We start from the raw sequence: 13,479 nt of genomic DNA on the forward strand, positions 1-13,479 counted from the left end.
CATGGGAGTTCGAAAAAGGGTTGGCATGATACCCGCTCTCGATGACTGGATAAAGGCTGAATTGGATAAAATCTGAACAGTTGTCCCGTTATTGCCAGTCGTTTGCTTCGCCAGGGCGCAGTCAGAAAACCGCCGTCAATTCGGGGGCGCTGCTGGCGCCGTGCGGCCGTTTACTCGGGGGAGTGAAAGCTGAGGCTGTAATTCACCGCTTTCGGGCCGGGGTCGAGAATGTCCAGGGCAATGTGGATCGGTGTTTGCGACGGCATTTCCGCCAGGCCCTCCAGGTCGCCATTGAGGTACTCGCCCGGTTTGAAGCGCCGGCTGGCGATCAGGTGACCGTTGAGGTCGGCAAACCGCAACTCCAGCAGCGGGAACGGCTGGGAGAACGGCGCCCGGTTGTAGATGATTGCGTCGACCACCAGTGCGCCACTGAAGTCCGGATGGCTGCGCACCACCAGGTTGCTGCTCTTGATGCGGGCGATGTCGACTTTGGAGGGCACCGTGCAGCCGATTTCCGGGCACAGCTGCTGGAACCATGGGCGGTACTGGTCCTGGCGGGCCAGCTCCTCAAAATGGTAAGCGATGTACTGGCCGGCCAGCGCGCCCGCGCCCAGCAGAATCAGCAGCGCCCAGAAGAACCGTCGACCCCAGGGCGAGCGACGGCGCTGCCAATCAAGGTGCAGTGGGTCGTCGACCAGGTCCTGCAAGACTTCCTCGTGCATGGCCGGCTCGTTGCGTTCGCGTTTTTTGCGCGGCGGTTCGGGCGGTTCGTGCAGGTCTTCGTCGGCATCATCGGTGGCCGAGAGGCGTTCGTGAGCCTCTGGGTGAGCGGGTTCGTTGTCCCGCAGCCGCTGTGGTGTCTCAGGCTCGTCATCGAGATCGACGGGGCCAAGCGACAGCGACGGTTCGGTGCGGGCCGGTTTGAGCGGTGCCTCTGCGGATTGCGCAGGTTTTGTCAGGGGTGCCTGGTGGATTTCGCCGGTCTGGGCGCGTTCGGCTGCCGATTCGCTGAACAGGCTGTCGGACCACGGTTGTTCCTCGTGGTCATCGCTGTCGCGGCGGGCGCTGAGCGCGTCTTCCTTGGGCCTGCGTTCCTGGCCGAATTCCTTGGTGGGCTGGATTTCCCGTTGTTCGAGCTTGGCGAGTTCCTCGTCGAGGTCGAGGGCATCCAGGTCAAGTTCGGCGGCGGACCACTGCTTCTGGCTGATTGCGCGTTGCGCCGGTGGTTCGACAGCGGCCGGCGCGGGGCGCGCAGCCGCTTGCTGCCCGGCGCGCTGCTCGAGCAACTGCCGTGCGGCGTTGAACACTTGCAGGCACGAGCCGCAGCGAACCACTCCGCGGGCCACGCTCAATTGAGCATGGCTGACGCGAAAGCTGGTTTGGCAATGCGGGCACTGGGTGACGAAGCTGTCGGTCATGCGGCCATCCGGAGAATGCAGGCGCTCATTTTAGCGCCGACGACCAGTGATGCGCACCCAGCCATCGCGATTGGCGATCGGGTCCAGGTCGAAGTCCTTGGTGTAAGCGGCGGCGACTTCTTCGCCTTGCTCGGCGAGGATGCCCGACAGCGCCAGGCGACCGCCGGTCTTGACCAGGCTGGACAGTTGCGGGGCCAGGGAAACCAGCGGCCCGGCGAGGATGTTGGCGACCAGTACGTCAGCCTGAACCTGAGGCAAATCTTCCGGCAGGTACAGTGGGAACAGGGCGTCGGCAATGTGGTTGCGCCCGGCGTTGTCGCGGGAAGCTTCTAGCGCCTGCACGTCAATGTCGGTGCCGACGGCTTGCTTGGCGCCCAGCAACAGGGCGGCAATTGCGAGGATCCCCGAGCCGCAGCCGAAGTCCAGTACGTTGCAGTCCTTCAGGTCCTGGCCGTCGAGCCATTCCAGGCACAGTGCGGTGGTCGGGTGAGTGCCGGTGCCGAAGGCCAGGCCCGGATCGAGCAGCAGGTTCACGGCGTCCGGTTCCGGAGCGGCGTGCCAGCTCGGGACGATCCACAGGCGCTGACCGAAACGCATTGGCTGGAAACCGTCCATCCAACTGCGCTCCCAGTCCTGGTCTTCGATGATTTCGCTGTGATGCTCGGGCAGCGGGCTGCCGGTCAGCAACTCTAGGTGGGCCAGGACCGGGGCAGGCTCGGTGCCGCCTTCGAACAGCGCCAGCAAGTGCGTGTGCGACCACAGCGGGGTGGTGTTGAGTTCCGGCTCGAAGATCGGCTGATCTTCGGCGTCCATGAAGGTCACCGAAACGGCGCCGACTTCCAGCAGCGCGTCTTCGTAGGTCTCGGCCTGTTGCGGGGTGATGGCGAGACGGACTTGTAACCAGGGCATGGCGGAACCTCGAAGACGCTAAAAAATGGACCTTTACAGGGGCGGCAAGCTTACTTGAGGTGCGCAGGCCGCGCCAGCCGGGCTTTGTGCGCGTTCCATCCCACGATAGGCCAGATGACAAGAGCCTGCACCCAGTAGCGCGGGGACCAGCAGGTTGAGTACCGGCACCAGTGCGATGAGAAAGATTAGCAGGCCGAAGAAAATCATGGGGCCCCGTTGCTGCTGGACGGCTTGCAGTTGTTCGCTGCCGCTGGCGATGCCCGAGAGTGCGGGGGCGGTGAGGAAGCGTACGTTCAGGTAGGCCAGCAGCACGATCAACAGTGCCCCGTTGATGACGGGAACCAGCAGGCACAGCAGCGGGCCGATCCCAAGGCCCAGCCAGGGGGCGACGAAGTAGCGTGCGCCGCGCAGCAGTTCCGAAGATCCGCAGGTCCGCTGTGCCAGGTGTGGGTATTGGCGAAGGGCGCGTTCGCGCAGGCTGTCCATCAACACCCAGCGCAAGGCCAGGCGGATGCTGAGCACGATCAGGCAGAGATACAACAAGGCAATCACGGCCAGCGTCAGCAGGGCCGCGTAGATCACCAGCATGCCCAGGACGCCGGCGACGCTGGCCATCCCGGTAAAACCGGCCCCTGCCCCGACGCTTGCACCTGCTCCCACGCCCAGGCCGCCACCGGTGGGGATAAAGCCCAGCACCGCGCCGCCGCCGACGATAAACAATGAGAGGTAGCCGGAGACCATGCTGATCAGTGCGAAGTGGTTATAGAACAGCCAGGTCCACAGGCCGAAGGCCAGCAGGCACAGCAAGCTCGAGCGAAACAGGATGCCGGGACGCAGGCTGGAGCGCAGCGCCAGGGCCAGGCAGGTCATGGCTTCGCCGAAGGCGCTGCCAATAGACTGGCAGCGGGTTTTCAAGGTCATGGTATTTGCATCCCTGCAGAATGAGAAAAGGCCGCAGTGCGCGGCCTTTTCGGGGGTTACACGTTGCTGATCAGTGTTGACCGGCCAGCTTGTGTTCCAGGTAGTGGATGTTGACTCCACCTTTGCAGAAACCTTCATCGCGGGTCAGGTCGCGGTGCAGCGGGATGTTGGTCTTGATCCCGTCGACAACGATTTCGTCCAGCGCATTGCGCATGCGCGCCATGGCTTCTTCACGGGTTGCGCCGTACGTGATCAGCTTGCCGATCAGCGAATCGTAGTTCGGCGGAACGGCATAGCCACTGTACAGGTGCGAGTCGACGCGAACGCCGTTGCCGCCTGGTGCGTGGAAGTGCTTGACCGTGCCTGGGCTTGGCATGAAGGTTTTCGGGTCTTCGGCGTTGATCCGGCATTCCAGCGCGTGACCGCGGATGACCACGTCATCCTGGGTGAACGACAGCTTGTTGCCAGCGGCGATGCTGAGCATCTCCTTGACGATGTCGATGCCGGTGACCATTTCCGATACCGGGTGCTCAACCTGAACGCGGGTGTTCATTTCGATGAAATAGAACGCGCCGTTCTCGTACAGGAACTCGAAAGTACCCGCGCCACGGTAGCCGATGTCGATGCACGCCTTGACGCAGCGAGCGAAGACTTCCTGGCGAGCCTTCTCGTCGATGCCCGGTGCCGGCGCTTCTTCGAGAACTTTCTGGTGGCGGCGTTGCAGCGAGCAATCGCGGTCACCCAGGTGGATGGCATGGCCCTGGCCATCGGAAAGCACCTGAACTTCCACATGACGTGGGTTGGTCAGGAATTTTTCCAGATAGACCATCGAGTTGCCGAACGCTGCGCCCGCTTCGGAACGGGTGAGCTTCGCCGAAGAGATCAGGTCTTCTTCTTTGTGCACAACGCGCATGCCGCGACCACCGCCGCCGCCAGCGGCTTTGATGATCACCGGGTAACCGACTTCGCGACCAATGCGCAGCGCGGTTTCTTCGTCTTCAGGCAGTGGGCCGTCGGAACCCGGAACGGTTGGAACGCCAGCAGCGATCATGGCGTGCTTGGCCGATACCTTGTCGCCCATCAGGCGAATGGTGTCGGCTTTCGGGCCGATGAACGCAAAGCCGGAGTTTTCGACCTGTTCGGCGAAGTCGGCGTTTTCCGCGAGGAAACCGTAGCCTGGGTGAATGGCGGTAGCGCCGGTCACTTCAGCTGCGGCGATGATCGCCGGAATGTGCAGGTAAGAATGCGCGGCCGATGCCGGACCGATGCAGACGGATTCGTCTGCCAGGCCCAGGTGCATCAGCTCTTTGTCGGCCTTGGAGTAAACGGCGACAGTCTTGATGCCCATCTCTTTGCAGGCACGCAGGATCCGCAGGGCAATCTCACCGCGGTTGGCGATCAGAACTTTTTCCAACTTCGCAGTCATCAAAGTCTCTCCGCGGTTCAAACGATGGTGAACAGCGGTTGGTCGTACTCAACCGGCTGGCCGTCTTCGACGAGGATGGATTCGATCACACCGCTGGTTTCAGCTTCGATGTGGTTCATCATCTTCATGGCTTCGACGATGCACAGGGTGTCGCCTTTCTTCACGCTCTGGCCAACTTCAACGAAGGACGGCGAGGTAGGCGAAGATTTGCGATAGAAGGTGCCAACCATCGGCGAGCGGGCAACGGTGCCGTTCAGCACAGGTGCGGCTGGCGCGGCAGGTGCAGCGGCAGCAACCGGGGCGGCGGCAGGCGCGGCAACCGGAGCAGCCATTGGTGCAGGTGCGTAGTACTGCTGAGCAGGAGTCTTGCTGTGGCGGCTGATACGTACGGACTCTTCGCCTTCCTTGATCTCGAGCTCGTCGATGCCGGACTCTTCCAGCAGTTCGATCAGTTTCTTAACTTTACGGATATCCATGAATCATCAACTCCCAAGGGTCGGTCAGGGGCGTATAGCTTGTTGTTCAAGCTGTTCCAGGGCGGCCTCCAGGGCCAGTCGATAACCGCTGGCGCCAAGGCCGCAGATCACTCCCACCGCAACATCGGAGAAGTAAGAGTGATGGCGGAAAGGTTCGCGTTTGTGCACGTTAGATAAATGCACTTCGATGAATGGGATGCTCACCGCCAGCAGCGCGTCACGTAATGCGACACTTGTATGTGTAAAAGCTGCTGGATTGATCAAAATGAAGTCGACACCTTCGCCGCGAGCGGCGTGAATGCGGTCGATCAATTCGTACTCGGCGTTGCTCTGCAGGTACAGCAAATGGTGGCCTGCCGCGCGGGCACGCTGTTCCAGGTCCTGATTGATCTGGGCCAGGGTTACCGCCCCGTAGACGCCCGGTTCGCGGGTGCCGAGCAGGTTCAGGTTGGGTCCGTGCAGAACCAGTAGGGTCGCCATCTGCTGTTCCTTGTTATCTGTGTGCAGTTGTCAGAACCCGGCGACTATGCCGCAAAGCCTTTGTGACTGTCCAGTTCTCTGCAATAGCCCGCACGATGACCGATGATTGCGCGAATTATGTGACCAACTGATTAAAACCGGTCATTCGCTTTGACTGCGCGCTTGCGCAACACGTTCGGCGAAGTCTTTCGCATTTATCTCGCCGATCACCCGCACATCGGTCTGCTCGACGCCGTCCTTGCCGAAAAACATCAACGCCGGTGGCCCGAACAGTTTGTAGCGGTCGAGCAGGGCGCGTTGTTCGGCATTACTGGCGGTGATGTCGAAACGGATCAGGCGATAGCCCTTGAGACGTTCGACGACGTTGGCCTCATGAAGCACTTCGCGTTCGATCACTTTGCAGCTGATGCACCAGTCGGCGTACCAGTCGAGCAGCAGTGCCGTGTTGGCGGATTTGGCTTCGGCCAGCACACGGTCCAGTTCGGTCGGGGTGGTGATGGTTTGCCAGTCGCCAGTGCTTTGCGCCTGAGGTTTGCCGACGGTGTTGACGCCTTGGGGCTGACCAATCGGGTTGAGGGGATCGGTCTGGCCGCTGAAGGCGCCGTACCAACAGGCCAGCGCGTAAAACACCAGGAGCATTCCGAACAGTTGGCCCAGGCGTTTGCGTGGCGGTTTGTAGACGAACTCCAGCGCGCCAAGAAACAAGCCGACCCCGGCCGCCAACAAGCCGATCAGCAGCAAGGTCACTTGCCCCGGCAATACTCGGCTAAGCAAGCCAACCGCCAGGCCCAGGAGCAACACGCCGATGGCGTTCTTCACGTAGATCAGCCACGGGCCGCTTTTCGGCAACCAGGCGGCGCCGCCGGTTGCGACCAGCAACAGCGGAGCGCCCATCCCAAGGCCGAGCATGAACAGTTTCAGGCCGCCGCCCAGCGCATCGCCGCTGGCGCTGATGTACAGCAGCGCACCGGCGAGCGGCGCTGAAACACAGGGGGAAACCAGCAAGCTCGACACCACCCCAAGCACAGCCGCGCCCCATAACGAGCCGCCCTCGGTGCGGTGTGCGATCCGGTCCAGTCGGCTGCTGACGGCGTGCGGCAACTTGAGTTCGAAGACCCCGAACATCGCCAAGGCAAACACCGCAAAAAACATCGCGAACGGCACCAGCACCCACGCCGATTGCAGGCGCGCCTGAAGATTCAGCTGGGCGCCGAACATCCCCATCAGCGCACCGAGCAAGGCGAAGCACGCGGCCATCGGCAGTACGTAAGCCAGCGACAGATTAAAGCCGCGCACGCCACCGACCTGCCCGCGCAGGACCACGCCGGAAAGAATCGGCAGCATGGGCAGCACGCAAGGCGTGAAGGTCAGGCCCAGGGCCGGCGAGGAAGAACAGCGCCAGTTCGCGCCAGCTCCAGCCAGCCGGCGTGGCTGCGGTTGCGGCCGTGACGGGTGTCGCCGCGGGGGGCGCCGTGACGCCGTCGATGCGCAGGCGCTCGGTTTCGGGCGGATAGCACAGGCCCTTGTCGGCGCAGCCTTGATAGGTGACCGCGAGGGTGAATTCGCGTTGGTCGGTGCGTGGCAGTTCTACATCGAGGATGCCGTGATAGACCTCGACATCACCGAAGAATTCGTCGTGCTTCTTCTCGCCCGCAGGCAACTGCGCGGCACCCAGGCCGATGTCGGCGGGGTCGCTGCGGAACTGGAAACGGTGCCGGTAAAGGTAATAGCCCTCGGCGGCGACGAAGCGCAACTTGATCGATTGCGGGGTGCTTTCCACCAGGCTCAACTGGAAGGCTTCGCGCACGGGCAGGAAGTCGGCGCTGTTGTTGATCGAGCCCAGGGTCGAGCTTGGGCGGCTGTCCAGCAGCCCGGCGGCATTCACCGGCAGGGCGAGGATTAACAGCATCAGGCAGAGCAGGCGGCGCATGAGAATCTCGCGTATCGAAAGTGCACGCATGATAGCGGACGGCGTCAGGTGAGTGCAGAACGGTATTCCAGTGTTGACTGTTCTGGCCTTTTCGCGAGCAGGCTCGCTCCCACCGATGACCGAGTTCGCTCAAGGGAATGCGGTCGAATGTGGGAGCGAGCCTGCTCGCGATGGCGGCGATCCGACGAAAACGATCTGTCAGACGCGGAAGGCCTGCACGGCGGTGTGCAGTCGCCCACCCAGCACCAGCAGGTTTTCGCCTTGCTCGCGTCCTTCGCCAATGCGCAGCAAGTTATCCCCACCCAATTGGTGAATCCGTTCGCTGTGATCGCGAATCTCGCTGACCGCGCCGCTCTGCTGGGCGGTGACATCGGCGATGCGCACGGCGGTGTCGGCAATGGTCTGGATGGCCCCGACGATTTTGTCCAGCGCGCCGTCGGCCGCCTGGGCCTGATTGGCGGTGGCTTCGGCATGGTCGACCTGGGCGCGCATGCCTTCCACCGATTGCCGGGCAGCGGTTTGCAGGCCGGCGATCAGCGTCTGGATCTCGGCGGTTGCGCCGGCGGTGCGCTGCGCCAGTGATCGAACCTCTTCGGCCACCACCGCAAAGCCCCGACCCATTTCACCGGCTCGGGCGGCTTCGATGGCGGCGTTCAGTGCCAGCAGGTTGGTTTGATCGGCAATCGAGCGAATCACCGTCAGCACCCCGCCGATGGTCGCGGACTCCTCGGCCAGGTGTTCGATCATCTGTGCATTGCCTTGCACTTCTTCGACCAGCGCATGCAGGCCGGTGAGGCTTAAACCGATCACTTTCTGCCCGTGCTCTACCGCGAGCCCGGCGTGGCGGCTGGCATCGGCGGCCTGGCTGGCGTCACCGGCCACTTGTTGAATCGTCGCTTCCAGTTCGCCGAGGGAGTCGCGAATCAGCGCCGTGTCACCCGCCTGATGCTCGGCACCGCTGTGCAGGTCATTGCTCAGTTCTGCCAGGGTCCGGCTGCTGCCGGCGACCTGCTCGGCGTTCAGGCGAATGGTCCCCACCAGGTCCACCAGGTAGGCGCGCAAGCGATTGAGCGAGGCTTCAATATCATGCAGTTCACGGTTGGTTGCGCCCAATTGAATGTCCCGGCTGAAGTCTCCCTCGGCCCAGGTCGAGAGGGCTGGTGCCAGGTTGGTGAGCGTCCGGGCCAAGCGTCGCTGCAAGGTGTCGATGAGCAGTGCAATCAGCAGGATCAGGCCGATCATCACACCTTGCATGAGCCGCACTTCGCCCTGGATCTGCCTGTGTTGCGCGCGCACCGCAGGCTCCAGACCGGCGATAGCCTGCTGCACGCTGGCGATTTTCAGGTGGGTGGCGGCACTCAAGTCGGCGCGTTTACGGATTTGCTCGCGGGTGCGGCTCAGCTCGGACGGGTAACGCGTCAGCAGGCTGTTGAGTTCACGTTTGAGGCCGACGCCGGCGTCTTCGGCAGCGGCTTTTTCGGTGTTCTCCAGGCCCATCAGTGCGGCGAAATCGTCGGTGTTCGACTCACGGCTGGCCGCCACGCCAAGCAACGGCAGGGCTTCGATCAGTTCGGCCTGGGCGCGGATGTTGGCGACTTCACGCTCGACATCGGCCGCCAGTTCGCTGCGACCACTGCTGACCAGTTTGTCCCGGGCCAGCGAGAGTTTACCCAGGTGTTGCGACGCCGCCAGCAGCGGCGGCAAATACGCGACGGAACCAGTGGCGTATTGGCTCAGTTGTTCCAGGCTGGCGCCCAGTTCGCGTTCGGCCTGCAGCAGCAAGGCTTGTGGGTCGCCCGCCAGTTTGCCGGCGGCCAGCAGGTCGGTCTTGCTGAACTCATCAAGGCTGGCAAGGCTGGGGCGCACGCTTTGGGCGAGGTCCTCCGGCAGGGCCGCGAGTTCGCTGTTCAAGGTGTCGATGGTTTGGCTGGCGCTGCTCAGGCGCAGGGCATCGCCGCTGGCGAGGTAGTCCTCGATGTTGCGTGCGACCTGATTCTGGAATTGCTGCGACAAGCCCAGGTAGCGCTCCATCAGCAGGTAGGGACGCTCCAGGGCGGTTTGCGACCACCACAGCGTGGCGCCGAGGGCCACGCACACGGCGACCAGCAGGAGGGTGTTGAGATTGGTCAGCAGCTTCAGGCGCATCGCGGTTCTACCAACGACAAAAATGGTAAGCGCCTGAAGTTATTGCGTTTCTGTTACAGCGTTATGACCGAATCGGTGCTTTCTGATGAAAAAGTGGCACTTTGACTTGATTGCCGCGCGGCCTGTACGCGGTTGCGTCCGGCGTCCTTGGCGCGGTACAGCGCCTCGTCGGCCTGGCTGGCCATCATCAGGCTGTCGCAGCCTTCGGTCAGCTCCACGACGCCGGCACTGAAGGTGCACCAGAGGTCGTGAGGCTGTGCCGGATAATGAATTTCGGCAAAGCGCTGGCGGATTTCATCCAGCACTTTGCAGGCCGATTCGATATCGGTGTCGGGCATGACGATGGCGAACTCTTCGCCGCCGTAACGGCCGATGAAGTCGGTCTTGCGCAAGCGTTGCTTGAGGAACAACGCCAGGCTCTTGATCACCCGGTCACCCATGGGGTGGCCGTGGCTATCGTTGACCCGTTTGAAGTGGTCGATGTCGAGCATCGCAAAGCTCAGCGGCTTGTTCTCGCGGCGAGCGCGGAAGCTGCAGTCTTCGAGCAATTGCAGAATGTGGGTGTGGTTGTACAGCCCGGTCAGGCTGTCGCGGACCATCCGCGCCTTGAGGTTGCGCGCACGGGCGGCGCGATTGCGCACGGTGGTGATCAGGTGGCGCGGCTTGATCGGCTTGGTCAGGAAGTCGTCGCCGCCCTCGCTCATGGCGTCGAGTTGCTTGTCCAGGTCGTCTTCGGCCGACAGGTAAATGATCGGCACGCTGACGTAACGGTCGTTGTGGCGAATCACCTTGGCCAGTTCCGTGCCGGTACAGGCCGGCATGTACATGTCGAGGATGATCAGGTCGGGCTGGAAGTCCGCCAGTTCGGCCATCGCCTGGATCGGCTCGATCAGTGTACGGGTGACGATGCCGGCGCTGTTGAGCAGGCGCTCGGTGTGCAGGGCCTGGGCGCGGGAGTCGTCGATGATCAACACTTTATAAGGTTCGTACTGGGCGACGCAGGTCAGGACTTCGATTTTTTCCAGCAGGCTCGAGGCTTCGAGGGTTCCGGTCAAAAACTCCTGGCCCCCGGCGCGCACGGCGGCGAGGCGGGTTGGGGTGTCGGTTTCCAGCAGGCTGAAAAACAGCAGGGGCAAGCGTTGCTCCAGGCCCTCCTGGGCTTCGGCGGCCAGTTTCAGGCCGATACCGGCGCCACTGAAATCAACGTCCATGACAATCGCGGCCGGTAACCGCTCGACCATCGAGGAGCGGAACGCCGCCACGCTGTCCAGTGCCTGGGCGCTGAGGCCGAAAAATTCGAGTTGCTTGGCCAGCCGCTCGGCGCGATCGTGATCTTGCAGCATCACGTAGATTGGCTTGCGCAGCGGCGGCAGAAAGGTTTGTTCGAGCTGATCGCCATGCCGCAGGCCGGTGCGCGACAGGCGTTGCATCAGGCGGTTGAGGTCAGTGATCAAGCCGCTGCTCAAGCGTCCGCGATTGGCGTCCACGGCTTCCAGCGAATGGCTGATGCTGCGGGCCAGTTGGGTATGCTCGGGTTGTTCGAAGCGTTCGGCGAAGCGCAGCAGGCGCAGGTTGGCCTCACTGAGCTCCGACAGGTCGGTGCCCGACCATTCGCTGCGTTGCAGGCGCTGCCATATCTCAAGAATCTGACGTGCCTGATGAATTACCCGCTGGGCAAAGTGGTGCTTGAGGCGCTCACGGCTGGGGTCTTCTGGCTCGGTCATATCCTGACTACTAGTTAGGGTGCATGCTGAGATCGACTGGTGGCTCTATGCTAGCACCTCTTTTCGGTTGCATGAGTGTCGTACGTCAATAATCTGCAACGCGAGGTGATTCAGTTCCTGACCCGCGGGTCGCTTAGGTTCTGAACTGTGCTTCATTTATAGTGGCGACTCGATCCATGGCCATTGGGCAGTGTTGTGTTTGCCGGATGATTTAATCCGTTCAAGCGCTGGCACGATGGAGTAGGGTGATGGTCGAACCGATGAACTCAAGTGTTAAAAGGATAGAGCCATGCTGGACTGGAAGAACCGCACAGGCAGCGCGCCTGAACGTGCCGCTGAACCTAAGTCGGCAACTCGCAGCTATTTTCGTGGCGTGCTGTTCAGCCGTGCGCTGGCCACGTTGCTCGGTCTTTACTTGCTGGTGACCGGCGCTCTGGGCTGGTACTGGAGCGAGGAACCGGCCCTGTTCCCGGTTCAGCAGAATGCCCAACTGGCGGCCGAGAAAGAAGGCAAGCAGATGGTGGTGGGCTACACCACCGTGGAAACCCTCAAGACCGTCGCCGGTACATTGCTGACCAAGCCGGGCGGTTACATTTCCAACGACCGCTTCCCGCCGGGCCTGTGGATGGACAACATGCCGAGCTGGGAGTACGGCGTGCTGGTGCAGGTTCGCGACTTGAGCCGTGCACTGCGCAAAGACTTTGCCCGCTCCCAGTCGCAGTCGGCGGAAGACGCGGACCTGGCCAAGGCCGAGCCGCGTTTCAACTTCGACAACAAGAGCTGGGTGCTGCCGTCCAGCGAGTCCGAGTATCAGGAAGGCATCAACTCCCTGAGCCGTTATCAGGCGCGGTTGTCCGATCCTAACCAGAAAAGCGCACTGTTCTACGCCCGCGCCGACAACCTGAACAACTGGCTGGGCGATGTGGGCACCCGTCTGGGCTCGCTGTCGCAACGGCTGTCGGCCAGTGTGGGCCGGGTCAAGCTCAACACCGCGCTGAAAACCGAAGTCATGATGCCGGGCCAGGTGCCGCAGGTGGATGAAGAGGTGGTGGAAACCCCTTGGATGCAGATCGACAACGTCTTCTATGAAGCACGTGGTCAGGCCTGGGCACTCTCGCATTTGCTGCGCGCCATCGAAGTCGACTTTGCCGATGTACTGGCCAAGAAGAACGCCACGGTCAGCGTGCGTCAGATCATTCGTGAGCTGGAAGCGTCGCAAGAACCGGTCTGGAGCCCGATGATCCTCAACGGCAGCGGCTTCGGCGTGTTGGCCAACCACTCGCTGGTCATGGCCAACTACATCTCGCGGGCCAACGCGGCGGTGATCGACTTGCGTCAACTGCTCAATCAGGGCTGAGTCATGGTTGCCAACCCCAACGAGGCTGCGCATCGCGCGGCCTCCGATGCCGAACAGATCGCCTGGGTCGACGAGCAGGACAACCTGCTCGGCGCCCTGGTGCGCGCCGAACTGCGTGAGCGCGGGTTGATCGGCCGTGGCACCTACATCATGTTGTTCAATTCGGCCGGTGAGCTGTGTGTGCACCGTCGGACCCTGAGCAAAGCCATTTACCCGGGTTTCTGGGACGTGGCGGCGGGTGGCATGGTGCTGGCCACCGAGACCTACGCCGAATCGGCGGCCCGTGAGTTGGAAGAAGAGCTGGGCGTGGGTGGCGTGGAATTGACCGCCCATGACCATTTTTTCTTCGAAGACACCGGTAATCGCCTCTGGTGCTCGGCGTTCTCGGCCGTCTGGGACGGGCCGCTGGTGCTGCAACCGGAAGAAGTGCTTGAAGCGCGCTTTATTCCCATCGAGCAGGTGATGCAGGAAATCACGCAAAAGCCTTATTGCCCGGACTCTCTGGCTGCCTTGAAACGCTATCTGCGGGCGCGTGAGGCGGGTGTCGTAAAAGATCTATAAATTGGCGCCGATTGGCTCTTAGCAAGTGCGCTTTTTGCCGTTACACTGCGCGACCTTTTAAAGCTGGGCCGCCATTGCGTGGCTCAGTTGCGCTGCCCCTGCCTGAGTGGGGCTTCGCGGTCGATAGCACTT

Annotated in this window: 10 protein-coding genes and 1 pseudogene; 2 read left to right on the forward strand and 9 right to left on the reverse strand. The window is 62.1% G+C overall.

The window, feature by feature from the left end:
* Positions 1–170: 170 nt before the first annotated feature.
* The 9 genes and pseudogenes from AABM54_RS03405 to gcbA all read right to left on the reverse strand — a co-directional run bounded on the left by AABM54_RS03405 (position 171) and on the right by gcbA (position 11,429).
* Positions 171–1,418 (reverse strand): DUF3426 domain-containing protein, encoded by a 1,248-nt coding sequence (locus AABM54_RS03405; RefSeq protein WP_347903788.1) that lies wholly within the window; start codon positions 1,416–1,418, stop codon positions 171–173.
* A gap of 30 nt (positions 1,419–1,448) precedes the next feature.
* Positions 1,449–2,327, reverse strand: a complete 879-nt coding sequence (prmA, locus tag AABM54_RS03410; RefSeq protein WP_347903790.1) for a 50S ribosomal protein L11 methyltransferase — start codon at positions 2,325–2,327, stop codon at positions 1,449–1,451.
* A 33-nt stretch (positions 2,328–2,360) separates the two neighbouring features.
* Positions 2,361–3,248 carry an EI24 domain-containing protein gene (locus AABM54_RS03415; RefSeq protein ID WP_347903791.1) on the reverse strand — a complete coding sequence of 296 codons (888 nt, stop codon included), beginning with the start codon at positions 3,246–3,248 and terminating at the stop codon, positions 2,361–2,363.
* A gap of 70 nt (positions 3,249–3,318) precedes the next feature.
* Positions 3,319–4,674, reverse strand: coding sequence for an acetyl-CoA carboxylase biotin carboxylase subunit (gene accC, locus AABM54_RS03420; protein WP_347903792.1), 1,356 nt, complete (start codon positions 4,672–4,674; stop codon positions 3,319–3,321).
* A gap of 17 nt (positions 4,675–4,691) precedes the next feature.
* Positions 4,692–5,150, reverse strand: a complete 459-nt coding sequence (accB, locus tag AABM54_RS03425; protein ID WP_347903793.1) for an acetyl-CoA carboxylase biotin carboxyl carrier protein — start codon at positions 5,148–5,150, stop codon at positions 4,692–4,694.
* A 24-nt stretch (positions 5,151–5,174) separates the two neighbouring features.
* The gene (gene aroQ, locus AABM54_RS03430) at positions 5,175–5,630 is read right to left on the reverse strand and encodes a type II 3-dehydroquinate dehydratase (RefSeq protein WP_347903795.1); all 456 of its coding nucleotides are present in this window, start codon (positions 5,628–5,630) and stop codon (positions 5,175–5,177) included.
* Between the two features lie 141 nt (positions 5,631–5,771).
* A pseudogene (locus AABM54_RS03435) lies at positions 5,772–7,560 on the reverse strand (protein-disulfide reductase DsbD).
* Positions 7,561–7,758: 198 nt separating this feature from the next.
* Positions 7,759–9,705 (reverse strand): methyl-accepting chemotaxis protein, encoded by a 1,947-nt coding sequence (locus AABM54_RS03440; protein WP_347903796.1) that lies wholly within the window; start codon positions 9,703–9,705, stop codon positions 7,759–7,761.
* Positions 9,706–9,758: 53 nt separating this feature from the next.
* A complete protein-coding gene (gene gcbA, locus AABM54_RS03445; RefSeq protein WP_347903798.1) occupies positions 9,759–11,429 on the reverse strand; it encodes a diguanylate cyclase GcbA in 1,671 nt (556 codons plus the stop codon).
* 289 nt (positions 11,430–11,718) lie between these two features.
* Here gcbA and AABM54_RS03450 point away from each other — a divergent pair, with 289 nt between their 5' ends.
* Together AABM54_RS03450 and AABM54_RS03455 are read left to right on the forward strand one after the other, a co-directional pair.
* Positions 11,719–12,786 (forward strand): DUF2333 family protein, encoded by a 1,068-nt coding sequence (locus AABM54_RS03450; protein ID WP_347903799.1) that lies wholly within the window; start codon positions 11,719–11,721, stop codon positions 12,784–12,786.
* Positions 12,787–12,789: 3 nt separating this feature from the next.
* Positions 12,790–13,347 carry an NUDIX hydrolase gene (locus tag AABM54_RS03455; RefSeq protein ID WP_347903801.1) on the forward strand — a complete coding sequence of 186 codons (558 nt, stop codon included), beginning with the start codon at positions 12,790–12,792 and terminating at the stop codon, positions 13,345–13,347.
* The last annotated feature ends 132 nt before the right edge of the window (positions 13,348–13,479 follow it).

The sequence above is a fragment of the Pseudomonas purpurea genome (assembly GCF_039908635.1).
GTDB lineage: Bacteria > Pseudomonadota > Gammaproteobacteria > Pseudomonadales > Pseudomonadaceae > Aquipseudomonas > Aquipseudomonas purpurea.